Below are 21,758 nucleotides of genomic sequence, written 5' to 3'. Positions count from 1 at the left end.
AATGGTTTTACTAAATTTGCAGCAAACCCGAAAAAAATGAAAAAGTTTTCTTTTCTGCTAATTCTCAGTTTATTGCTGTTCACAGCATGTAAAAAAGATCATGTAGATGCAACGAATACAAAAACATTACAGTCAAGTATTAATGATATGACTTCAAGTCTGCCTACGATCAAGCAGATTAAATTTAATGAAGCATTATATATTTTAAAAACGTTTGGTGTAGATGCAGATGGAGATATTAACGAGCTTAAAGCTTTAGGACAATTGATTAACGGTAAAAAAGTTCCTGAAATCCTGACTATGGCAGATGAAGTGGCTCAGAAAAACGGGATAGAGTGGGCAAGTACATCACCGCCATCCTTAGGTGAAATGAATATTTTCGGGGATGATAAAGCCAAAGAAAGCGATCCAAATGATGTAAAAGCAAGCTCATTAAGCATTATTACAAGACCTACAGGTGACGATGGAACGGGAGCGCCAGTTGCACTTCAGATTGTTCCGAGGTTGGTAGACAATGCAGGAAATCCTGTGGCTTTTACAGGTGCAGGTTTAGAGGCTACTCTTGAAGTTTTCAGCAATGGAGAAAAGCTTGCCACTGCAAAAAACCTGATGCAGGATAATAATTTCAAAGGGTTTAATTTAAAATTTTCATCAATTCCTGCAGCTAAAGTGATCGATAATAAAATTGATATTACGGTTTCCGTAAAAACGACTGCTAAAACATTTAAAATGTCTAAGATCGGATTAGATGTGAATCCTTCGGCATTAAAAGTTCCTGCACCACCTAAAGTAGATTCTACTGCGGTAAATCAGGATCCTGCTGTAGTAGATCCAAATAATCCGGGAGCTACAACAACGACTCCTACAGATCCGGCTGCTACAACACCAACTCCTACACCGGCAACACCAAAACAACCCACAGCAGATCCAAGAACTACAGTAAACAGCTTCTTGAATAATGTAAGCTCACAAAACCTTAAAGCAGCTTATAACGCATCTAGCAATCCAAGTTGGGGAAGCTATGAATCATTCTCAAACCCTAATTCAGGATTTGGAGCGGTGAAAAATGTTAGTGTTAAAAATATCACGACTACTGGTGCCAACACAAATGGGGCAAGTGTAAATGCAACATACGACGTTACAGACAAAAGCGGAAAAACAACTTCTTTGAAAGTAACTTTCGGACTTAAAAATGTAAATGGCGACTGGAAAATTTCAAGCTACAAAATAAATCCATAAATGGCTTCACAAGACCTTATCAACAGACTTGAAAGTACGATAGAAAATATCCCTGATTTTCCGATTCCCGGAATTCAGTTCAAGGATATTTCTCCTATATTTCTGAATCCTAAACTGTACGAAGAAGTAATAGAGGATTTGGTAGCTTTCAGCAAAGGAAAAATAGATGCCGTTTGCGGAATAGAAAGCCGCGGTTATTTATTCGGGATTGCAATTGCAGTAGCGTTAGAAGTTCCGTTTATCCTCATCAGAAAAGCAGGAAAACTTCCGCCACCGATTATTTCAGAAAAATATGACCTCGAATACGGAAGTGCGATTATTGAAACCCGTGAAGGGCAGATAAAGCCCGGACAAAGAGTTTTGATTCACGATGATCTTCTGGCGACAGGAGGAACTACAGAAGCGGCGGCAAAATTAGTGGAAAAACAAGGCGCAACGGTTTCGCAATTTAGCTTCCTGATTGGGTTGAAAGGATTAAATGGTGACGAAAAACTGAAAAAGTTCAATGCGGAAATCTATCATATTTTAGAATATTAAGAATTCTCAAGAAATATTTAAAAGCTTCATAAACGCGATTTATGAAGCTTTTTTTATGAATGGCAATTAACAATTTACTGCATTCACACACTATTTATTCACTTTTATTAATAATACGCATAAAGTATTTTGTAAATCACTAAGAAACAATTAAATTTGCAGTTCAATTTTTAAAAATTTATGGCAAAATTGGGAAACAATGCTCACAATGAGCAAGAAGGTAAAGAAACAGTAGAGTTTTTTAAAGATCTTGACAGAGAGGCTTTAAACACTGAAAGATTTCTTGAAAAATACTCAAAACAGATAGGAATCGTTTTCGGAGTTTTGATTTTGGGTGTTTTAGGTTTTTTTGGCTATAAGCAATTTGTAGAGGCTCCAAAAAACGTAGAAGCTGTAAAAAGTTACCTTGCTGCACAGAAATATGCTGCTGAAGGAAAAGATAAAGAAGCTCTTGGTGGTAAATCTGCTGCTAATCCTGGGTTTTTAGGAACTTATGAAAACTATTCCGGTACTAAAGTTGGAAAACTTTCTGCTTACAATGCGGGATTGTTGAAATTCAAAGAAGGGAAGTTTCAGGAAGCATACGATCTTTTAGATAAATTTTCTTCAGACAATAAAACATTGATGGCAATGAAGTACGGAGCAATGGCAGATGCAAAATCAGGTCTTAACAAGAATGATGAAGCTCTTACATTGTTAGATAAAGCTACTTCTGCTTCTGATGATGCTTATACAAGCTATTACTTCACAAGAAAAGCAGGGATCGTGGCATTAGGCCTTAAGAAAAATGCTGAAGCTAAAAAGTATTTTGCTACAATTGACGAAAAATATCAGGACTACGACAACGGAATGTCTGATTCTTATATTGAAATGACTAAATATTATTAAAAATATGGCAACAGTTAATCTTTCCGATTACAAGCCACTTCATATAACTAATGCCGATGAATTTTCAATCGGCATTGTTTTTTCTGAGTGGAATGACTTTGTAACCTACAATCTTCGTGATGCAGCACTGGAAATTCTTGAAAAAGAAGGCGTAAAAAAAGAAAATATTACTCTTTTCTCAGTTCCGGGTGCATTTGAATTGAACTATGCAAGCATGCAGCTTTGCAAGGAGCGAAAATATGATGCAATCATTTCGATTGGATGCGTGATTCGTGGAGAAACACCTCATTTTGACTTCGTATGTTCTGCAGTAGCTCAAGGAATCAAAGATTGCAATATCCTTACCGATACCCCTACTATTTTTTGTGTACTGACAGATGATACCAAAGAACAGTCTATTGCAAGAAGTGGAGGAGATCTTGGAAATAAAGGAGTGGAAGCAGCAGTAACTGCTTTAAGAATGATCGATTTTAAGAAGAATTTATCCGGTAAAAAAGGAAATATCGGATTTGGACATTCTGAATAAAAAATAAAATAAAAAAGGAGCTTACATCAAGCTCCTTTTTTATTTTAATCAATCAGGTGAGGAATAAAACGACTCTGATTATTGGTAATTAAATTAACAGATTCTCTGATGCCGATTCCTGCTGATTCCTGACCAATTACCCAGCTGCCGATAACGGGATAATTTCCGTTGAAATTAGGAAGATCAAATAATTGTTGATATATGTAACCTTCCTTTCCATAAACGCCGCTGTTTTGCTCTAAAGGAATGTTGTTTTTAAATAAAGTTACATTTGCTCCCTCTCTGGAATATATAGGCTTTTTTACGAAATCCTTTAAATGCTTTGGTTCAAAATACGATTCAAGCAGATAAGGATGATTGGGATAGAGTTCCCAAAGAATGGGTAAAATTGCCTTTGATGAAAGCAGTAGCTTCCAGGCAGGCTCTATCCATTGAGACCTGAAATTATTTTTAACCAGCTTTTCACCGAAACCATCATCAAGAATCCATTCATAAGGATACAGCTTGAAGATATATTCCATAATGGTTTTATCTCCGGCAATAAATTCTTCAACATCTTCTGCCCAGCCAATATCCTGAATCGCGATAAATTCGGTGTCAAATCCTGCCTGAGTTGCACAATCTCTTAAATACTCCACATTCGTTACATCTTCAATATTCGTAAGCGATGCAAAATAAATATAATGAGGATTCATGTAGTTCTTAAGATACTTCCAGTAATCAACCAGCTTTTCATGGATAGAATTGAACTGATCTTTGTACGGGTACATTTCCTGAAGCCAGTACCATTGTACCACAGAAGCTTCATATAGAGATGTAGGAGTGTCCGCATTGAATTCTAAAAGCTTTAGATTGGTACCGTCAAAACCAAAATCAAACCTGCCATAGATGGAAGGGTGATCTTCTTCCCAACTTGTAATGATATAATCTTTAAACCAGTCCGGAATATTGAACCTGTGCCAAAGATTTTTTTCAATAATATAATCTACCGCTTCAAGACACATTTGCCAAAGCTCAGCAGTAGCGTTTTCTATTTTGTTGATCTCTTCTGATGAGAACTGATAATAATGACTTTCATCCCAGTAAAGACCTTCCAAAGAATGATACCCAAAACCTAAGTTCTCAAGTTTGTGTTCCCAGTTTTTTCGGAATGCTGATGTAATTCTTTCCATAATTATGATGATGCTCTAAATCCGCTTCTGCCCAATCCTCCTCTTACTACATTTCCTTTATAAGTACTTCTTCCCACATTTGATTTGGAACTGATGGCATCACTGTAATATCCGGCTCTTTGAAAAGAACCGTTGTGAAAAGAACCGTAAGGTCTGAAAGCATGATACCAAAAATATCCGGGCATAAAACCGTGACTTCGCGTATAAGATGCCGAAGAATCAGATCTCATGTATACTTTTTTCTCATTCTTCCATTGATCTTCAGGTTTGTTTTGGGTACATGAAGCAAGAAGTCCGGTTACAAAAAGTAATTTTATAGAACTTGATTTTTTCATTACTGAACGGTGATATAAAATTCGTAATCTTTTTTGGTCTTTGCAGTCTGATCATAACCGTTATTGTCTTCACCAGTCACGAGAGTATCTCCCAAAGAAGGAATGGTATCTGTTTTAATGATCTCTCTGAAAAGTTTGTTGTTTTTCCAGATTTTATGTTTGGTGATTAAAATATCTGCGGTGTCAATATGTTTTACGGAAAGTTCGGTTTCAATAGAAGCATTTTTGTCGATGCTGCTTACTTCATCTTCCTTATGGTCTTCATTACAAGACTGTAAGCTTACTATTCCCAATAATAAAAGGAAAATTTGAATTTTTTTCACTTTAGTTTTAATTTTTCACAAAAGTAATTATTTAGTAATGATATTATTTTAAATTTACATATAAAATAAAACTAAAATATGAAATGGACAGACGAAAGAAGCGGTAACGTAGAAGACAGGCGAGGCTCTGGAAGTGGCGGTGTGATTGTGGGAGGAGGGCTTGGTACGCTTATCATTGCGGCAATTGTATTTTTTCTGGGAGGAGACCCTTCTTCTATTCTCTCTTCAGGAAACATGGGAAGTGGAGGAGCGCAAACCGAACAAAGGGAATTGAATTCAAATGAACTTAAAATAAGAGAGTTCGTACAAATGGTAACTGCCGAAAATGAAGAAACCTGGACTAAAGTTTTTGCTGACAACGGATTAAAATATACCCCTGCAAGAGTCGTTTTATTTGAAAGTACCACAAAATCAGGATGTGGAACGGCTCAATCTGCAATGGGGCCTTTTTACTGTCCTGTAGATCAGACGGTATATATGGATATGAGTTTTTTCAAAGAACTGGAACAGCGCTTCGGAGCTAAAGTCACAGAATTCTCTATTGCTTATGTATTGGCTCACGAAATGGGACATCATGTACAGAACCTTTTGGGAACGTTGGGTGAAACTGATAAAGTAAGAACAAGCGGAAATTATTCCGAAGCACAGGTGAATAAAGTTTCTGTTGCAACAGAGCTTCAGGCTGATTTTTATGCGGGACTTTGGGCAAAACAGACAGATAACAGAGAGCATATATTAGAGCCTGGTGATATTCAGTCTGCAATAGATGCTGCAGAAGCAGTGGGCGATGATAATATTCAAAAAAGATCTCAGGGATATGTAAATCAGGAAAGCTTTACTCATGGCTCCTCGGCTCAGCGTAAAGAATGGTTTATGAAAGGATACAATACCGGAGATATCCGACAGGGAGACACCTTCAATCAGCTTTTAAGTAATTAATCAAAATAAAAATTCCTGAAGAAAATCTTCAGGAATTTTAGTTTATTGCAATTCTATAGGGTTGCTGTTTCTTTTGGCTTCATCTTTTACCCTTTCTTCCATTCTCTTTCTCATGTCGCCGGGATTTTGATTTCCGCCGCCACCTCCGCCACCAATTCTCATCGGTGCATTAGGTCCGCCACCTCCTTGATTCATAAATGACATTGGGTCTGTTTTAAACTTCTCCTGTTGTTTTACAAAATCTGTTCTTTTTACTTTGATCACATTCCCAAACTGATTCAAAGCAGGAATTTCTGCGATTTTATAATTTTTCATTAGGTCAAATGAATAATCTCCCTTGTCATCCTCAGCTTTAACAATAAGTCCGGGAAGTCCGCTGAATTTATAAGGCCCATCCTGATACGGTAGATCTGTAGTAAACCATACCGTCCATTTTCTGCCTCCGAAATTCGTTTCTGCTTTCTGAACTTTATAATCTCCTATTTTGGTCGTTTCAGAAGAAATTTTCCAGTTGATTGGGCGGTCTTCTTCATATACGTAAATATCACGGCCTAATCGGTCTTTATAAATGGTCTTTTGATTTCCTTTATCCTTTTCAACAGAGTAGTTGATGTTCGATCTCAGACTTTCCATTTGATCTCTGTTGATGCTTCCTCTTCCGCCTCCACCTTGAAAGGCTTTTTGCATAATAGAGTCTCTTTTAACCCTGTTTTCAGAATAGAAAAGAGATTTTTCAGCCGAAATATCCAGATAGGCATTTTCGGTCTTTACATCATTTTTATTAGAAGCGTCCGGTTTCATAGTCACCTGATACACAAATCTGTTGGCTTGTGCAAAAGCGGTCTGCATGAATAACGCTAAAGCTATAATTTCTAACTTTTTCATTTATTTATATTTTTTATCTTAATTCAATTGGGTTTTGAGGAGCTGTATTCAGCATTGGAGAACCTCCGCTTTCCGCATTCATACTTGGCATCTGTTGCATACCACCATCCATACTGCCACGATGTCCCATGCCACCTTGCATTCCGCTCATTCCTCCACCGGGCATTCCTCCTCCGCCATGTCGTCCGCCGCCGCCGAAATTTCGCATTCCTTCACCATTTCCGGCCATGTTTTTTCTGTTTTTCGAGAATTCTAATTCCAATGCCGCTTTGTCTCCGTTAAAATTAATTCTGGTGCTTTGTTTCGCATCAGAGCTTATCACTTCATCAAAAGCATTTTGAACAATCACTTTTTTTACAAGATCAAACCTGTAATCGCCTTTGTCATCCTCTAATTTTACAATAAGTCCGGGTAAGCCTGAAAGCTTATAAGGACCATCGGAAATAGGAATCTCTTTTGTAAACCATGCCGTCCAGATTCTTCCTCCAAAATTAACAACTGCTTTTTGCGCAGAATATCCGTTCTGTTTTCCGGTGTCATTGCTAATTTCCCATTTCATAGGGCGGTCTTCCTGATAATAAATCTGCTTTACACCCACTTTGTCATGATAGTAAACTTTTTGCTCAGGAATCTCTTTTGTAATAAAATATTCAAAAAAAGTAGCTTCAGGTCTTTTAATTTTTCCGGATTTTGAAAAATCTTTCTCTTCTTTTTTCCTGTTTTCTTTTTCTTCAGGTTTAAAAGAGGCGAATAAAGAGTCTCTGATTAATTTATTTTCGCTGATAAATAAAGATCGATTTGCTTTTATATCCAGAAAAGTTCTTTCCGTTTTCATGGTCACCAGATTGATGGAATCGGGATTTACCGAAGTTTCATAAATATATCGCGTTGTCTGTCCGTAGGACTTTACTAATGAAAACAATACAAAAAAAACAAGCAATTTCTGTTTCATTGTTAATTTTTTTAATAGATGAAAAATACTGCTCAAAGTTAAATCAAAAACGGAATTTGCAGATTTGGGAGAGAAAATTTATACATTTTTTAACATTATCAACCCTCTTAAGAATAATCTTATTAATAACAGAATCATTAAAATAGATATCTTCAATTTGAGATTGCGGAAATTAGTTCGTATTTTTGCAGAAAGTAAATCATTCTAAATAAATACAATGATAAAAGTATCAGATCAAGCAAAAGCAAAAGCCATCCAACTGATGACAGAAGATGGTTTTAAACCTTTTGAAGACTATATAAGAGTTGGGGTGAAAAGTGGGGGATGCTCTGGTTTAGAGTATGTTTTGAAGTTTGACAACGAAAAAACAGACACTGATCAGGTTTTTGAAGACAATGACATTAAAATTATTGTAGATAAAAAATCGATCCTCTATTTGGCAGGAACAATTCTAGAGTATTCCGGAGGTTTGAACGGAAAAGGATTTGTTTTTAACAATCCGAACGCATCAAGAACATGTGGATGCGGTGAATCTTTCAGTCTTTAGACTGATTAAAAGATTTAGAGATTAAGAAATTAAGAAATTATTTATGACTGTTTCATTTGAAAATTTTCCAATTTATAAAAAGGTAATTTCATTCACAGTTAAAGTTTTCAAAATTCTTGATAATGAAAATTTGCAAAAAGAATTTTCACTCAAAGATCAACTAAAAAGAGCAACTTTATCAATAAGTAATAATATTGCAGAAGGCTCAGAATATGGAAGTAATAAACAATTTATCAGATTTCTTTGGATTGCAAAGGGAAGCTGCGCAGAAGTGAGAAATATGTTATTTGTTTTACACAGTTTAGAGAAAATCAATGATGAGATTTTCAATACACTTAATAACGAGTGTCTGGAAATAACAAAAGAGATTTATCATTTTATAAAATATCTTGAAAAGAGCACTTTGGACGCTAAGTAATATCTAAATTTCTTAATGTCTAAATCTCTTAATAAATTATGAGTAAATATACTGAAGACGATCTAAGAGTCGATCTAGAAAATAAAAAATATGAATTCGGTTGGGAAACGAAAATCGACTACGAAGATTTCCCAACGGGTTTAAATGAAGATATTGTCCGTGCGATTTCTGCTAAAAAAGAGGAACCGGAATGGATGACAGAATGGCGTTTGGAATCTTTCAGAATCTGGTTGAAAATGGTAGAGCCGGAATGGGCGAATATTAAATATGAAAAACCAGATTTTCAAGCGATTAAATATTACGCTGCTCCAAAGGCAAAACCTGAACTGGAAAGTTTAGATGAAGTAGATCCTGAATTATTGGCGACTTTTGCAAAATTAGGAATCAATATTGAGGAACAAAAAAGGCTTTCGGGTGTTGCTGTAGATATCGTAATAGACTCAGTTTCTGTAAAGACAACTTTTCAGGATACATTGATGGAAAAGGGAGTTATTTTCTGTTCCATCTCTGAAGCTATTAAAAATCATCCTGATCTGGTAAGAAAATATCTTGGAAAAGTAGTTCCGAGAGGAGATAATTTCTATGCAGCGTTGAATTCTGCGGTATTTTCTGACGGAAGTTTCTGTTATATTCCAAAAGGAGTAAAATGTCCGATGGAATTATCAACCTATTTCCGTATCAATCAGGCAGGAACAGGTCAGTTTGAAAGAACGCTTGTGATTGCAGACGAAGGAAGTTATGTTTCTTATCTTGAAGGATGTACAGCGCCATCGAGAGATGAAAACCAGCTTCACGCAGCGGTGGTTGAATTGATCGCAATGGATAATGCTGAAATTAAATATTCAACCGTACAGAACTGGTACCCAGGAAATGAAGAAGGAAAAGGAGGAGTTTTCAATTTCGTGACGAAAAGAGGACTTTGTGAAAAGAATGCAAAAATCTCTTGGACTCAGGTTGAAACAGGTTCTGCAGTAACTTGGAAATATCCTTCATGTATTTTGAAAGGAGATAATGCTGTAGGTGAGTTCTATTCGATCGCGGTGACCAACAATCATCAGTATGCTGATACGGGAACAAAGATGATTCATATCGGAAAGAATACAAAATCTACGATCATTTCTAAAGGTATTTCTGCAGGAAAATCTCAGAATTCATACAGAGGACTGGTTAAAGTAATGCCGACTGCAAAAGGAGCAAGAAACTTCTCTCAGTGTGACTCTTTGCTGATGGGTAACGAATGTGGAGCACATACTTTCCCTTATATCGAAATCAAAGATCCGACTGCGCAATTGGAACACGAAGCTACGACTTCAAAAATTGGAGAAGACCAGATTTTTTACTGTAACCAGAGAGGTATCGATACGGAAAGAGCAATTGCTTTGATCGTAAACGGTTTCAGTAAAGAAGTTTTAAATAAATTACCAATGGAATTTGCTATTGAAGCTCAGAAATTACTTGAGATTTCTTTAGAAGGTTCTGTAGGATAATCTTAGTTTATTGAAAAGGGAATTAAGATTAAAAAAATAAAAAAATAATATTTCATTCGCTAGTGTTAATACCTTTGTTAATTGTGGTTTAGTGTTACAAAGGATTCTCAAAATTTGACCTTGCGATAAATTTGAATGTATGTTAAATATAAAAAACTTGCACGCCAAAATTGAAGACGGCGCAGAAATTTTAAAAGGGATCAATCTTGAAATAAAACCGGGTGAAGTTCATGCTATCATGGGGCCGAACGGAGCTGGTAAATCTACTCTTTCTTCTGTGATCGCAGGAAAAGAAGATTATGAGGTTACGGACGGAGAAATCATTTTCGGAGGTGAAAATATCATCGAAGATGCTCCTGAAGACAGAGCTCACAAAGGGATTTTTCTTTCTTTCCAATATCCAGTAGAAATTCCGGGTGTTTCTGTAACGAATTTCATCAAAGCAGCGATGAATGAAAACAGAAAGGCAAAAGGATTATCTGAAATGCCTGCCAAAGAAATGTTGGCTTTAATCCGTGAGAAATCTGAGCAATTGGGAATCAAAAAAGATTTCCTTTCAAGATCATTGAATGAAGGTTTTTCGGGAGGTGAAAAGAAAAGAAACGAGATCTTCCAGATGATGATGCTTGATCCGAAATTGGCGATTCTTGATGAAACCGATTCAGGATTAGACATTGATGCATTAAGAATCGTTGCAGACGGTGTAAATGCATTTAAAAATGAAGGAAACGCGGTTCTTTTGATTACCCACTATCAGAGATTGCTTAATTATATTCAACCGGATTTCGTTCATGTTTTAGCAAACGGAAAAATCATCAAAACAGGTGACAAATCTCTTGCTTTAGAACTTGAAGAAAAAGGGTACGACTGGCTTTTGAATTAAGGAGATAAACTTAATTCCTCATCAATTAAAATATTGAATGTATTCAAATTGTGATAGATGAAATATACCATTAAAGTCTGGCTTTTTACGAATTCAGTTCCTGTACTTTTGTCATTAATTAAATTATGTTTTTTTAAATTTAACAAAGTATTTGATCCGGTTATTTTAAAGGTTTTACTTTTGGGATTTATTTTTTCAATTCCGGCCATGATTGGATTTTGGATATTGAATAAAAGAATTGAAAATACTACAGTGGTTAGATCAAAGATCATTCTGAGTATATATTCTTTTGTATCTGTTTGGATTACATTTTTTATTTTTAATTTGATAACTTCCTGGATTCCTATGAGTTTATTTTTCGGAGCCTATTACAGAATGGCTTTGTTTTATATACTTCTTCTGATTTTAGGAATTTGGGGATTTAAAAAGTCTAAATCATTACAACTAAATTAGTGATACGATGTTTCACTTAATTAGAAAAAACATAATTAAAAAATGAATAGCGAAAGCGTCAAAATTATGACTTTAAAAGAACAGGTTATAGAAAACCATAATGACTTTTTGGAGAGTCTTCATCACAGATTTCTGGATGATGACAGAAAAGCGGCTCTTCAAAGATTCGAAAATATTGGTTTCCCGACTAAGAAAGACGAAGAATATAAATATACCAACTTAAAGGAGATTACTGAAAAAGAATACAATTTTTTTCCGAAAGAAAGTCATAACATCACTAAAGAACAATTAGATGAATTGCATCTTGGTGAAGAGAATTTTGACTGGATCACTTTCGTAAATGGTAAACTTCATAAAGAATTATCAAAAGTTTCGATTGAAAATGTTGAGTTTCTTTCATTTAATTATGCATTGAATGATGAGAAGCATAAAGATATTTTCGACAAATATTTTAATACTATTGCTGCAGATAAATCCGCTTTTACGAATTTAAACCAAGCATATTGCAAGTACGGTTTCTTCTTGAAAGTTCCTAAAAATGTAGTGATTGAAAAACCAATTCACGTTTTCTACATTTCTCAGAATCAGGAAGAAAATACGTTTTATAATACGAGAAATTTATTGATCGTAGAAGAAGGAGCGAAAGTAGAGATTATTGAAAGTCACCATAATTTTGACAGTACTTATGTATTGACAAATTCTGTGACTGAAATCTTCACTTACCCAAATGCAAAAGCAGACTGGCATAAATTACAGAACGATAACGATACTTCTTACTTAATTGACAATACTTTCGCAAAACAGGAAAAAGACAGTTTAACGACTGTAAACACATTCTCTTTCGGAGGTAAATTGGTAAGAAACAACTTAGATTTCATTCAGAACGGATCGAATATCAATTCATTCATGAACGGAATCACCATTATCGGGAAAGACCAGTTGGTAGACCATCATACAGCGGTTCACCACAATCAGCCGAATTGTGAAAGTTATCAGAACTACAAAGGTATTTTCAACGGGAAATCTCACGGAGTTTTCAACGGGAAAGTATTTGTAGATAAAATTGCTCAGAAAACGAATGCTTATCAGCAAAACAACAATGTTTTATTAAGTGAAGGAGCAACCATTGATACAAAACCTCAGCTTGAGATTTTTGCAGATGATGTGAAGTGTTCTCACGGTTGTACAGTCGGTCAGCTGAATGAAGATGCTTTATTCTATCTGAGAGCAAGAGGGATTTCTAAAAAAGAAGCTCAGGCGTTACTTTTATATGCTTTTGCAAACGATGCCATGCAGAATATCGATATTGAACCTCTGAAAGAAAAGATCTCAAAACTTTTGGCGGAGAAATTAGAAGTAGATATTGAGTTTTAATAAATATTTGAAAATATAAAAAAGCACTTCGGACTGAAGTGCTTTTTGCTTTTCTTTAACAGCAAGTATTAAGAAAAAGCCGTAAATTTGAAGAGTTCTAAATAAGAACGGTTTAATTTAAAAATTTAATAAATGTTTGACATTCAGGAAATCAGAAGTCAGTTTTCTATATTAGATCAGAAGGTGAATGGTAAACCTTTAGTTTACTTAGATAATGCAGCAACCTCTCAAAAACCCAATTCGGTTTTAGAGGTTTGGAACAAATATTATACAGAGATCAATGCTAATGTACACAGAGGAATTCATACATTAAGCCAATTAGCAACAGAAGAAATGGAGCTTTCCCGAAGAAAGATTCAGAAATTCATCAATGCAAAACATGATTTTGAAGTTATTTTCACAAAAGGAACAACGGAAGGGTTGAACCTTATTTCTTATATTTTAACTCAGAAATTAAAAAAAGACGATGAAATTATCATCTCTTATCTTGAGCATCACTCAAATATTGTTCCTTGGCAATTGCTTTGTGAAAGAACCGGAGCAAAATTAAGAGTCATTCCGATCGATGAAAACGGGATTCTTCAATTAGATAAGTTGGATGAATTTTTAAGTGAGAAAACGAAAGTGGTTTCTGTAAATCAGGTTTCAAATGCTTTGGGAATTGTAAATCCTATTGAAGAAATCATTTCCAAAACGAGAGCGAATTCCAATGCTTATATTGTGATTGACGGAGCCCAGTCTGCACCGCATTTTACAATCGATGTTCAAAAACTGGACTGTGATTTCTTTGTGTTTTCGGGGCATAAAATGTATGCTCCAATGGGAACAGGTATTTTATACGGAAAGCAGGAAGTTCTTGAAGATCTGCCACCGTTTCATGGGGGAGGAGAAATGATAGCAACGTGTTCTTTTGACGGAACAACGTATGCAGGACTTCCTTTTAAATTTGAAGCAGGAACTCCGAATGTGGGAGGAAATATTGCGTTGGGAGCAGCCATTGATTTTATTCAAAAAGTAGGACAGGAGAATATCCAGAGTCATGAGAACGCTTTACTGGAATATGCGCAAAGACAACTTTTGGAAATAGAAGGATTGAAAGTATATGGTGAAAAAGCGCACAGAACGGGTGTTGTTTCTTTTAATCTTGAAGGAGTAGGAATTTCTTCCGATGTAGGAATGATCCTTGATAAAATGGGGGTTGCTGTAAGAACAGGACATCATTGTACTCAGCCTATCATGAATTTCTTTAATATCGCAGGAACGGTAAGAGCCAGCTTTGCTGTTTATAATACTTTCGAAGAAATTGATTCTTTGGTAGAAGGAGTGAAAAAGGCACAGCGAATGCTAAGTTAATCCTTTAAAAAAATAAATAAAACAGCACTTCTGAAATTTAGAAGTGCTGTTTTATTTTAATGTATTTGAAAATGAGTGATTTATGTGGTATTATTTAAAAAAAATTCACTATATTTAGTTTACCTTAAAAATATTACTATGAAACAACAATTACTTTTTTTCTTGTTAGCTTGTGGAATATTATCTAATGCACAAGTGTTTTCTGAAAATTTCAACGGGGGTTCAATGCCTTCAGGATGGACAGTCAATAATCCGGATACGACGTATAACTGGGGAGTGGGCAGTCAAGCAGGTTTTGTTATTTTTCCGAGTGGTGCAGCTTTTTTTGATGATGATGATGCGGGACCTTCTTCTATTAATTCTAATGCAAGATTAGTGTCACCGGTGATCAATCTCGTGGGAGTTACAAGTCCAAAATTGTCATTTAAATATGCCAATATGATCTACGATCTTGATTCTACGATAAAAGTGGAGGTTTTCAACGGGACTTCCTGGATTCAGGTATTCAGTTCTGTGGGAGATTCCGGACAATGGGGAATTGATTGGAATACTTTTATGTATACGATTGAAGCTTATGACAATGCTACAAACATTGATTTAACACCTTATATCAATGCTAATTTCCAGCTGAGGTTTGTTTATGATGATGCGGGAGATTATTCCTATGGAGCGGCAATTGATGATGTAACGATTACAAGTGCTTCATTGGCAACTTCTGAGGTTTCCGCTGAAGATAAACTCCAGATTTATCCGAATCCTGTAAGAGATAATCTTTATATTAAATCTGATTTAAAATCGAATTCAAAGGTTTCTGTAATTGATATGTCTGGCAAGTTTGTAAAAACATTTACCGGAGCCGCAGAATCATATAACCTATCTGATCTTCCTAGAGGAACTTACATGATTGTCATCGATGATGGTGAAAATGTTATTAAAAAGAAAATCATCAAACAATAACTTAAAAAAGCTTCTGAATTTCGGGAGCTTCTTATTTTTTTAAAATTATTGATCTCACCCTGAATAATAGATGTTAACAATAGATCAAATTTAAAAATTCATGCACCAATGTTGTTGAGCATGAAGTAATTTTGTTGGGTCAAAATTTAATCTATGGAATTAATTGAAAAATTGAACTGGAGATTTGCTACCAAAGCAATGAACGGTCAAAAAGTACCACAGGAAAAGGTGGATAAAATATTAGAAGCAGCAAGACTAGCACCAACATCAAGTGGTCTTCAGCCTTTCGAAATCATCGTTGTTACCAATCAGGAAATCAAAGAACAGATTAAACCTCATGCTTGGAACCAGCCACAAATTACGGATTGTTCTCATCTTTTGGTTTTCGCAGCTTGGGATACCTATACAGAAGAAAGAATCAACAAAATGTTTGATCTGACAAATGATATCAGAGGATTTAAAAACGAAGGCTGGGAAAACTACAGACAAATGTTGTTGGGTACCTATCCGCAAAGATCTGCTGAAGAAAACTTTACTCATGCAGCTAAACAGGCTTATATTTCTTTTGGGGCGGCAATTATCGCTGCAGCTTTCGAAGAAGTTGATTCTACGCCAATGGAAGGTTTTTCTCCTGAAGCGGTGGATGAAATATTAAATTTAAAAGAAAAAGGTCTGAAAAGCGTTCTGTTGTTGCCAATAGGTTACAGAGATGCTTCAAATGATTGGTTGGTGAATCTTACTAAGGTGAGAAAATCAAAAGAAGATTTCATTACAGAAGTTAACTAATTATTTAATTGATTTTTATTCATAAAAAATCCCCTTTCAGCACTTGAAAGGGGATTTATATATTATTTAAACTTAAACCTTGTCATTCTGTAAGAATCTCAACAACGCATTTAAATATAATTTAAATACTTGAACATAGATTCCTACGGAATGACAAGCATACTGTAAAAATCTGTGTCATCTGCGAGAGATTAAAACTGAACAGTTGGCTTCCAATCCACCACCGCTCTGATAAATGCTTCCGCATTTTCCACAGGGATGTTAGGCAGAATACCATGTCCTAAATTCGCAATATATCTGTCTTTTCCGAAACGGTTGATCATTTCAGTCACCATTTTCTTGATCGTTTCAGGCGTAGAATGTAATCTTGCAGGATCAAAATTCCCCTGAAGCGTCATCGTATGATTCGTTAATGTTCTTGCAAATTCAGGTTTGATCGTCCAGTCAACACCTAAAGCTGAAACCGGAGACTGTACCATATCTTCCAATGCAAACCAACATCCTTTTCCAAAAACAACAACGTGAGTTAAAGGGCTTAAAGCTTCAACGATCTGATTGATATATTTCCAAGAGAATTCCTGATAATCAGTCGGAGAAAGCATTCCTCCCCAAGAATCGAACACCTGAACCGCAGAAACTCCTTTTTCTACTTTTCTTTTCAGATAAGCAATTGTAGTATCGGTGATTTTCTGAAGTAATAAATGAGCCGCTTCCGGTTGCTGGAAACAGAAAGATTTAGCAATATCAAAAGCCTTGCTTCCTTTTCCTTCTACACAGTAACAAAGAATCGTCCAGGGAGAACCTGCAAAACCGATCAATGGAATTTCATTATCTAATTTTTGCAGTGTCAGTTCAATGGCATCAAAAACGTATCCTAATGTATCATTAACATCCGGAACCACAACATTCTGAACCTGTTCCATTGTTCTGATTGGAGTATCCAACCAAGGCCCTACAGATTCTTTCATCTTAAAATCAATTCCCATTGCTTGCGGAACTACCAAAATGTCTGAGAACAAAATCGCAGCATCCAACGGAAATCTTCTGATCGGCTGTACCGTAATTTCGGAAGCCAATTCAGGAGTCTGACATCTTGTGAAGAAATCATATTGATCACGTAGTGCAATGAATTCAGGTAAATATCTTCCTGCTTGTCTCATCATCCAAACTGGCGGTCTTTCTACGGTTTCTCCGCGAAGTGCTTTTAAATATAGGTCGTTCTTAATCATAATATAGTAGACTGATATTGTCAAAAAGACAATTAAATATTCAATTTTTGTTTAAAATTTCTTTTCTGATCAACTTCAAAACAGAGATCAGATTATTTCCTTCCGATACTAAAACCTGGTTTGAAGTATACTTTCTCAGCTCATTGGCAGTCGTTTCGCCAATAGAAACCAAGGTCATATCATCAAAAGAATTTCGATTTGCAAAACTACGAACTCCGCTCGGACTAAAAAATACGCCGACATGATATTTTTCATTTATCAACGGATTGATTTCCTCTGTGTTGTAAACCGTGAATTTTTTATAGCTGATGTTCTGTAGTGGAAGATTTTCGTCAAGTACGTCTAACGCTATGTTTCCGCAGAAGTGCAGAAATTTTTCATGCTGACAATGGGTAATAATAAATTTTGAAAGCGTATCGGCATTTTTCAAAACTTTAAAAGTTCCGAAACCATTTTTTCTTACTTCCCGTTTAGTTTTTTCTCCGACGCAATAAATTTTATTGTAATTCTTTGCCGTGAAATCTTCATTGGGTTTAAAACCGTTTTTAAAAAAAGAATTTACTCCTTTTGAACTCGTAAAAATCAGTGAATAATCTTTCAGGTTAAAAGGTTTTATTTTTAATGGATTTGTTTTAATTACCTCAACACAATCAACCGAAATACCCTCTCCTAATTCTTTGGATAATATCATTGGATCTATGTTTTTGGTAAATAAAATCTTCATTAAGGCTTGTCTTTTAAATGTAAATCGGCCACCTGAAGCCTTACTTTGTTCATGAAATCTTTTCCCGGATCTTCTTTTCCTGTGAAATAATTCGGGTCAGATTCCTTCCAGAGTTTTGAATTTCTGAAAACTCCATATTCCGAATGACCGATAAGATATTCGATTTTATATTTCTGAGTTAAATATCTTACCAGTTGTGCATTGGCTGAAACCTGTTTTTCGGTAAGCGGTTCTTTTTTACTTCCGATATTTTCAATTCCGATCGCGCAGTAATTCAGTCCAATTGTGTGTCTTGCAAATTGAGTCGGTTCCATTAACTTGTAAATTGTACCATCACGGTCTATGATAAACTGTGAAGAAACATTTAATGTACTTTGTTTTTTCAGAGTACTTCTTCCGCTTTCAAGCGTGTTTTTATTAAAATATTTGAAGTTACTTTCTACAGTTCCGCCTGCAGTGTAATGAAGAACAATCATTTTAGGAACGATCGTCGGTGTTTTTTGAATCAATCCGTGATGTTCCTTCATATATTCTAAACTTAAACGAATTCTTTCCTCAAAATAATTAATCGGTTTATTGATTATTTTGGGTTCGTTTTTCTGTCCTGCTGCAAAACTGATAATCAATACAAACAGAAAACAAATTATATTTTTCATATTCTTTATTTCTGATATTGATAATGTCCGGTAATGGTAAATTTGAATAAGCAATCTTCAACAACCTGTCCTCCTCCGATATTGTGTACAATTAAATATCGTTTTCTGTCGGCTGATTTTTTGTTCACAACAATTCCGATGTGAGTCAGGTTTCCGGGTAAAATCCACGTTACAATATCTCCGGGAACATACAGTTCAGGTTTTGTTTCTATAGATTTTGATTTTCCGAATTTGGCAAAGAATACCCTTAAGTTCGGAACTCTGCGGTGGTCAATATTCGTATCGGTCTTTTTCAGGCCCCATGTTTTAGGATATTTTGAAAAATTTTTCGCCATATCTTCATGCACTTCTTTCTGAAGATCAATTCCCAGTTTTCTGTAGGCTCTGATGACAACATCAGTGCACACTCCTTTATCTGAAGGGATATCTCCATTCGGATATTTTATCATAAAATAAGCAGGATCGTAAGTTACTTTGTCTTTTGTTAAACTTAAAGCGGCGTCAGAAAGCTTTTGGGCAAACTGATTCTGTGCTTTTAAAGTTAAAACACAAAACATAATGATAAGAATGGTGAAATACTTTCTCATTATCAGGTAAATTTAAAATCAATTAAATCTGACTTTTAATTTCTGTCATTAATTCTTTACCCCCATTTTCGAGAACGATTTTTGCAAATTTTTCTCCAAAATTTTCTTCTTCATTATAAACGAAGCTTTCGTCTGTTGCAATACAGTTTTTACCATCTAATGAACAAAGCGCTGCTTTGAAGCGTATCTGGTCTTCAAAAATCTCAGCAAAGGCTCCGATTGGAGCTGTACATCCACCTTCCAGCGTGCTTAGGAAATTTCTTTCCATTTCTACGCAGATTTGAGTAGACTGATGATTGATTGATTGTAGAATTTCGTTGATTTCTTTTTTATCAGAATGTCCTGCCACGGCAATTACACCTTGAGACGGAGCCGGAATTAAAAATGGCAACATTTCATAATCGATATCCATTTTCATTCTCTTGATTCCCGCTAAAGATAAGATCGTAGCATCAAAATCTCCCTCTTCCAATTTCTGAAGACGGGTTTGAATATTTCCGCGGATATCTGAAAATTCAGCATTCGGGAAGTTCTTTAACCAGAAAGCTCTTCTTCTTAAGCTGCTTGTAGCAAGTTTCAGTTCGTGGAATTCTTTATTCTTTGCAGATTCTTTTCTGATCAAAACGTCCTGAGGAAAATCTCTTTCCAGATAAGCAATGATCTCAATATTTTGAGGCAATTGAGTGGGAACGTCTTTTAAAGAATGCACGGCGATATCGATCTCGTCATTTAATAATGCGACATCAAGATCTCTTGTAAAAACACCTGTGATTCCTAAAGAATACAGGGGTTGAGTCAGGTTTTTATCACCTGAAGAGACAATTGGAACAATTTCCGTTAAATAATTACTGTTTTGAAGGTGTCTCGCAACTTCTCTTGCCTGCCAAAGAGCAAGTGCGGAATTTCGGGTTCCGATTCTAATGCTTTTCATTGAATTCGTTGTTTGGTTGTTCAACTAGTATTTCGTGCATTAATTTACTAATTTCTTCGGCTTTTAACGGGTTGTCGATGATATATTTTGCAAAACGGTTGGTGATTTTCTGAATCATTTTATCGGAAAGTTCCATGTCCGTGATGTTTATGTATTTATTTTTTCTGTAAAAATTATGCATTTCATTGCGTTCCATATTCTTTAAAACCGCTTTGAAATGATGAATATTGGGAGCCAGCTTTCTCTTTTTCTCCCATTCAAGAAAATCTTTTGTCAGATCTTTGATGATACCTTCAGCTTTTGGAACTTCTTTTTCTCTCTGCTGAATCGTTTCCTGAATCTGTTTTGAAAGTTCATCAACATCAATCAAAGTTACATTTTCATTCTCCATTACGTTTTTATCAACGTTATTGGGAATAGAAAGATCGATTACTAAAGTTTCCTTTCCGTTCGGAAAATGAGATTTGTCAACAATCGGATGTCTTGCTCCGGTCGCAACAATTAGAATATCAGTTCCGCTTAGTTCTTTATCAAAGTCAGCATAATCAATGTGAGGAATATTATATTTTTCAGAAATTTTTGCTGCTGTTTCCTGAGTTCTGTTGGCAATTTTAATTTTTGGCTGATAAACATGTTTTACCAGATTCTCAACCGTGTTCTGACCAATTTCACCAACTCCCAAAAGCAAAATGTTTTTTTCGGCAATTCTCTTTTGGCTATTTAGGATATAATGAACGGCAGCGTAAGAAACAGAAGCAGCTCCGTTGGAAATTCCCGTTTCATTTTTGATTCTTTTAGAAATCTGAATAGCAGAATTGATCGCTCTTTCTAAAAAAGGATTAGAGTTTTGTCTTTCTTTTTTAAATCGATTGTATGCTTTTTTGATTTGTCCGATAATTTCGAAATCCCCTATGATCTGGCTTTCCAGTCCTGCTGCCACTCTGAATAAGTGGGTTAAAGCCTCTTCTTTTGTTAAAATATTGGCAAACTGTAAAAAATCCATCAGATTGACACCAATGGTTTTGCAATATTCTTCTGCAATCAAAAGGTAATTAGGAGAAGTGGTGTAGATTTCGGTTCTGTTACATGTGGAGACCACAAATGCATCCCCTAAGTTCTCATCATGAATTCGGGTAACAAAATTTTTGATGTTTTCATCAAAGAAGGCAAACTTTCCTCTGGTTTCTACATCGGCCTTTTCAAAGCTAATGGAAAGTACCGAGAAATTCGCTGTTTGATGGATGTTGGAATACTGTAACATAAGCGCAGCAAATTTACGTTTTTTTTAATTAATGATTCTCTGATAGTTTATATGATAATTATCGTGAAAAACTATTTCGTTGCAACAGGTAGTTGTAGATTAAAAGCTTTAAATTAGAATGTTAAAAGTTTTAAGACTTATCATGTTATTTTAATTTGAGATATTTATTATGTTAAATGCTCGTAATTTCCGTATTGTCCCTTTATGACTGCAAAAGATCTTAAATCTGGTTGAATTCAAAGTTCGTAAACATCTAACGTAAAAGTTAATAAGCGATTAGAAAATTTAATAAAATTTTAACCAAATTATATGCTTT

The 21,758-nt window shown here is 35.3% G+C and carries 25 protein-coding genes; 13 read left to right on the top strand and 12 right to left on the bottom strand.

The features are described 5' to 3' along the window. Nucleotides 1–36 precede the first annotated feature (36 nt). The 4 genes from JI747_RS07395 (at nucleotide 37) to ribH (ending at nucleotide 3,190) form a co-directional block, all read left to right on the top strand. Nucleotides 37–1,239, top strand: coding sequence for a hypothetical protein (locus JI747_RS07395; RefSeq protein ID WP_225687342.1), 1,203 nt, complete (start codon nucleotides 37–39; stop codon nucleotides 1,237–1,239). After that, a complete protein-coding gene (locus JI747_RS07390; protein WP_225687341.1) occupies nucleotides 1,240–1,776 on the top strand; it encodes an adenine phosphoribosyltransferase in 537 nt (178 codons plus the stop codon). Nucleotides 1,777–1,956: 180 nt separating this feature from the next. Continuing rightward, entirely contained in the window at nucleotides 1,957–2,664 is a 708-nt protein-coding gene (locus JI747_RS07385; protein ID WP_225687340.1) for a YfgM family protein, read from the top strand. Between the two features lie 4 nt (nucleotides 2,665–2,668). Continuing rightward, entirely contained in the window at nucleotides 2,669–3,190 is a 522-nt protein-coding gene (gene ribH, locus JI747_RS07380; RefSeq protein WP_225687338.1) for a 6,7-dimethyl-8-ribityllumazine synthase, read from the top strand. Nucleotides 3,191–3,234: 44 nt separating this feature from the next. Here ribH and JI747_RS07375 read toward each other — a convergent pair whose 3' ends face one another. From JI747_RS07375 to JI747_RS07365, 3 genes are read right to left on the bottom strand one after another with little or no spacing between them, the layout of a single operon-like run. Continuing rightward, entirely contained in the window at nucleotides 3,235–4,362 is a 1,128-nt protein-coding gene (locus JI747_RS07375; RefSeq protein ID WP_262904143.1) for a glutathionylspermidine synthase family protein, read from the bottom strand. Nucleotides 4,363–4,364: 2 nt separating this feature from the next. Continuing rightward, on the bottom strand, nucleotides 4,365–4,697 hold the full coding sequence (locus tag JI747_RS07370) for a hypothetical protein (RefSeq protein WP_225687336.1): 333 nt from the start codon (nucleotides 4,695–4,697) through the stop codon (nucleotides 4,365–4,367). Then, nucleotides 4,697–5,020 (bottom strand): hypothetical protein, encoded by a 324-nt coding sequence (locus JI747_RS07365; RefSeq protein WP_225687334.1) that lies wholly within the window; start codon nucleotides 5,018–5,020, stop codon nucleotides 4,697–4,699. Before JI747_RS07365 ends, JI747_RS07370 begins: the two co-directional genes overlap by 1 nt. Nucleotides 5,021–5,098: 78 nt before the next feature. On the opposite strand from JI747_RS07365, the gene ypfJ reads away from it, so the two are divergent. After that, the gene (gene ypfJ / locus JI747_RS07360; RefSeq protein WP_225687332.1) at nucleotides 5,099–5,959 is read left to right on the top strand and encodes a KPN_02809 family neutral zinc metallopeptidase; all 861 of its coding nucleotides are present in this window, start codon (nucleotides 5,099–5,101) and stop codon (nucleotides 5,957–5,959) included. Between the two features lie 42 nt (nucleotides 5,960–6,001). On the opposite strand, the gene JI747_RS07355 is transcribed toward ypfJ, so the two are convergent. Further along, nucleotides 6,002–6,844 (bottom strand): GLPGLI family protein, encoded by an 843-nt coding sequence (locus JI747_RS07355; protein ID WP_225687330.1) that lies wholly within the window; start codon nucleotides 6,842–6,844, stop codon nucleotides 6,002–6,004. A gap of 13 nt (nucleotides 6,845–6,857) precedes the next feature. Then, the gene (locus JI747_RS07350; RefSeq protein ID WP_225687328.1) at nucleotides 6,858–7,796 is read right to left on the bottom strand and encodes a GLPGLI family protein; all 939 of its coding nucleotides are present in this window, start codon (nucleotides 7,794–7,796) and stop codon (nucleotides 6,858–6,860) included. Between the two features lie 217 nt (nucleotides 7,797–8,013). Here JI747_RS07350 and JI747_RS07345 point away from each other — a divergent pair, with 217 nt between their 5' ends. The 4 genes from JI747_RS07345 to sufC all read left to right on the top strand — a co-directional run bounded on the left by JI747_RS07345 (nucleotide 8,014) and on the right by sufC (nucleotide 11,131). Further along, complete coding sequence (locus JI747_RS07345; RefSeq protein ID WP_039371260.1) at nucleotides 8,014–8,343, top strand: HesB/IscA family protein; 330 nt, start codon at nucleotides 8,014–8,016, stop codon at nucleotides 8,341–8,343. Between the two features lie 43 nt (nucleotides 8,344–8,386). Next, nucleotides 8,387–8,761 (top strand): four helix bundle protein, encoded by a 375-nt coding sequence (locus JI747_RS07340; RefSeq protein WP_225687326.1) that lies wholly within the window; start codon nucleotides 8,387–8,389, stop codon nucleotides 8,759–8,761. A 38-nt stretch (nucleotides 8,762–8,799) separates the two neighbouring features. Further along, nucleotides 8,800–10,248, top strand: coding sequence for a Fe-S cluster assembly protein SufB (gene sufB / locus JI747_RS07335; RefSeq protein ID WP_225687324.1), 1,449 nt, complete (start codon nucleotides 8,800–8,802; stop codon nucleotides 10,246–10,248). A 139-nt stretch (nucleotides 10,249–10,387) separates the two neighbouring features. Then, on the top strand, nucleotides 10,388–11,131 hold the full coding sequence (gene sufC / locus JI747_RS07330; RefSeq protein WP_225687322.1) for a Fe-S cluster assembly ATPase SufC: 744 nt from the start codon (nucleotides 10,388–10,390) through the stop codon (nucleotides 11,129–11,131). Here the strand turns inward: sufC and JI747_RS07325 are convergent. After that, entirely contained in the window at nucleotides 11,128–11,403 is a 276-nt protein-coding gene (locus JI747_RS07325; RefSeq protein ID WP_225687320.1) for a hypothetical protein, read from the bottom strand. The genes sufC and JI747_RS07325 overlap by 4 nt on opposite strands. 223 nt (nucleotides 11,404–11,626) lie before the next feature. Between JI747_RS07325 and sufD the strand changes: the two genes are divergently transcribed. The 4 genes from sufD to JI747_RS07305 all read left to right on the top strand — a co-directional run bounded on the left by sufD (nucleotide 11,627) and on the right by JI747_RS07305 (nucleotide 16,054). Further along, nucleotides 11,627–12,958, top strand: coding sequence for a Fe-S cluster assembly protein SufD (gene sufD, locus JI747_RS07320; protein WP_394371131.1), 1,332 nt, complete (start codon nucleotides 11,627–11,629; stop codon nucleotides 12,956–12,958). A 132-nt stretch (nucleotides 12,959–13,090) separates the two neighbouring features. Further along, on the top strand, nucleotides 13,091–14,311 hold the full coding sequence (locus JI747_RS07315; protein ID WP_225687318.1) for an aminotransferase class V-fold PLP-dependent enzyme: 1,221 nt from the start codon (nucleotides 13,091–13,093) through the stop codon (nucleotides 14,309–14,311). Nucleotides 14,312–14,449: 138 nt separating this feature from the next. Beyond that, a complete protein-coding gene (locus JI747_RS07310; protein WP_225687316.1) occupies nucleotides 14,450–15,268 on the top strand; it encodes a T9SS type A sorting domain-containing protein in 819 nt (272 codons plus the stop codon). A 153-nt stretch (nucleotides 15,269–15,421) separates the two neighbouring features. Continuing rightward, nucleotides 15,422–16,054 carry an NAD(P)H-dependent oxidoreductase gene (locus JI747_RS07305; RefSeq protein WP_225687314.1) on the top strand — a complete coding sequence of 211 codons (633 nt, stop codon included), beginning with the start codon at nucleotides 15,422–15,424 and terminating at the stop codon, nucleotides 16,052–16,054. A 191-nt stretch (nucleotides 16,055–16,245) separates the two neighbouring features. Here JI747_RS07305 and hemE read toward each other — a convergent pair whose 3' ends face one another. From hemE to hemA, 6 genes are read right to left on the bottom strand one after another with little or no spacing between them, the layout of a single operon-like run. Further along, nucleotides 16,246–17,283, bottom strand: a complete 1,038-nt coding sequence (hemE, locus tag JI747_RS07300) for a uroporphyrinogen decarboxylase (RefSeq protein WP_225687312.1) — start codon at nucleotides 17,281–17,283, stop codon at nucleotides 16,246–16,248. A 40-nt stretch (nucleotides 17,284–17,323) separates the two neighbouring features. Further along, nucleotides 17,324–18,007, bottom strand: coding sequence for a uroporphyrinogen-III synthase (locus JI747_RS07295; RefSeq protein WP_225687310.1), 684 nt, complete (start codon nucleotides 18,005–18,007; stop codon nucleotides 17,324–17,326). After that, nucleotides 18,007–18,663, bottom strand: a complete 657-nt coding sequence (locus JI747_RS07290; protein WP_225687309.1) for a peptidoglycan recognition protein family protein — start codon at nucleotides 18,661–18,663, stop codon at nucleotides 18,007–18,009. The genes JI747_RS07295 and JI747_RS07290 overlap by 1 nt, the downstream gene beginning before the upstream one ends. A 5-nt stretch (nucleotides 18,664–18,668) precedes the next feature. Further along, nucleotides 18,669–19,250: a DUF1287 domain-containing protein gene (locus tag JI747_RS07285; RefSeq protein WP_225687308.1), complete on the bottom strand. Its 582-nt coding sequence runs from the start codon at nucleotides 19,248–19,250 to the stop codon at nucleotides 18,669–18,671. Nucleotides 19,251–19,272: 22 nt separating this feature from the next. Further along, complete coding sequence (gene hemC, locus JI747_RS07280; protein ID WP_225687307.1) at nucleotides 19,273–20,181, bottom strand: hydroxymethylbilane synthase; 909 nt, start codon at nucleotides 20,179–20,181, stop codon at nucleotides 19,273–19,275. Next, nucleotides 20,168–21,442, bottom strand: coding sequence for a glutamyl-tRNA reductase (gene hemA, locus JI747_RS07275; RefSeq protein WP_225687306.1), 1,275 nt, complete (start codon nucleotides 21,440–21,442; stop codon nucleotides 20,168–20,170). Before hemA ends, hemC begins: the two co-directional genes overlap by 14 nt. Between the last annotated feature and the right edge of the window lie 316 nt (nucleotides 21,443–21,758).

Source organism: Chryseobacterium tagetis (genome assembly GCF_016735585.2).
GTDB lineage: Bacteria > Bacteroidota > Bacteroidia > Flavobacteriales > Weeksellaceae > Chryseobacterium > Chryseobacterium tagetis.
The sequence above is the reverse complement of the archived record's forward strand: the minus strand, read 5'-3'. Positions and strand labels throughout refer to the sequence as shown.

Excerpts from the sequence above, each read along its gene's own strand:
- JI747_RS07395 (WP_225687342.1), top strand. The coding sequence starts at position 37 with ATGAAAAAGTTTTCTTTTCTGCTAATTCTCAGTTTATTGCTGTTCACA.
- JI747_RS07390 (WP_225687341.1), top strand. The coding sequence starts at position 1,240 with ATGGCTTCACAAGACCTTATCAACAGACTTGAAAGTACGATAGAAAAT.
- JI747_RS07385 (WP_225687340.1), top strand. The coding sequence starts at position 1,957 with ATGGCAAAATTGGGAAACAATGCTCACAATGAGCAAGAAGGTAAAGAA.
- ribH (WP_225687338.1), top strand. The coding sequence starts at position 2,669 with ATGGCAACAGTTAATCTTTCCGATTACAAGCCACTTCATATAACTAAT.
- JI747_RS07375 (WP_262904143.1), bottom strand. The coding sequence starts at position 4,362 with ATGGAAAGAATTACATCAGCATTCCGAAAAAACTGGGAACACAAACTT.
- JI747_RS07370 (WP_225687336.1), bottom strand. The coding sequence starts at position 4,697 with ATGAAAAAATCAAGTTCTATAAAATTACTTTTTGTAACCGGACTTCTT.
- ypfJ (WP_225687332.1), top strand. The coding sequence starts at position 5,099 with ATGAAATGGACAGACGAAAGAAGCGGTAACGTAGAAGACAGGCGAGGC.
- JI747_RS07355 (WP_225687330.1), bottom strand. The coding sequence starts at position 6,844 with ATGAAAAAGTTAGAAATTATAGCTTTAGCGTTATTCATGCAGACCGCT.
- JI747_RS07350 (WP_225687328.1), bottom strand. The coding sequence starts at position 7,796 with ATGAAACAGAAATTGCTTGTTTTTTTTGTATTGTTTTCATTAGTAAAG.
- JI747_RS07345 (WP_039371260.1), top strand. The coding sequence starts at position 8,014 with ATGATAAAAGTATCAGATCAAGCAAAAGCAAAAGCCATCCAACTGATG.
- JI747_RS07340 (WP_225687326.1), top strand. The coding sequence starts at position 8,387 with ATGACTGTTTCATTTGAAAATTTTCCAATTTATAAAAAGGTAATTTCA.
- sufB (WP_225687324.1), top strand. The coding sequence starts at position 8,800 with ATGAGTAAATATACTGAAGACGATCTAAGAGTCGATCTAGAAAATAAA.
- sufC (WP_225687322.1), top strand. The coding sequence starts at position 10,388 with ATGTTAAATATAAAAAACTTGCACGCCAAAATTGAAGACGGCGCAGAA.
- JI747_RS07325 (WP_225687320.1), bottom strand. The coding sequence starts at position 11,403 with ATGATCTTTGATCTAACCACTGTAGTATTTTCAATTCTTTTATTCAAT.
- sufD (WP_394371131.1), top strand. The coding sequence starts at position 11,627 with ATGAATAGCGAAAGCGTCAAAATTATGACTTTAAAAGAACAGGTTATA.
- JI747_RS07315 (WP_225687318.1), top strand. The coding sequence starts at position 13,091 with ATGTTTGACATTCAGGAAATCAGAAGTCAGTTTTCTATATTAGATCAG.
- JI747_RS07310 (WP_225687316.1), top strand. The coding sequence starts at position 14,450 with ATGAAACAACAATTACTTTTTTTCTTGTTAGCTTGTGGAATATTATCT.
- JI747_RS07305 (WP_225687314.1), top strand. The coding sequence starts at position 15,422 with ATGGAATTAATTGAAAAATTGAACTGGAGATTTGCTACCAAAGCAATG.
- hemE (WP_225687312.1), bottom strand. The coding sequence starts at position 17,283 with ATGATTAAGAACGACCTATATTTAAAAGCACTTCGCGGAGAAACCGTA.
- JI747_RS07295 (WP_225687310.1), bottom strand. The coding sequence starts at position 18,007 with ATGAAGATTTTATTTACCAAAAACATAGATCCAATGATATTATCCAAA.
- JI747_RS07290 (WP_225687309.1), bottom strand. The coding sequence starts at position 18,663 with ATGAAAAATATAATTTGTTTTCTGTTTGTATTGATTATCAGTTTTGCA.
- JI747_RS07285 (WP_225687308.1), bottom strand. The coding sequence starts at position 19,250 with ATGAGAAAGTATTTCACCATTCTTATCATTATGTTTTGTGTTTTAACT.
- hemC (WP_225687307.1), bottom strand. The coding sequence starts at position 20,181 with ATGAAAAGCATTAGAATCGGAACCCGAAATTCCGCACTTGCTCTTTGG.
- hemA (WP_225687306.1), bottom strand. The coding sequence starts at position 21,442 with ATGTTACAGTATTCCAACATCCATCAAACAGCGAATTTCTCGGTACTT.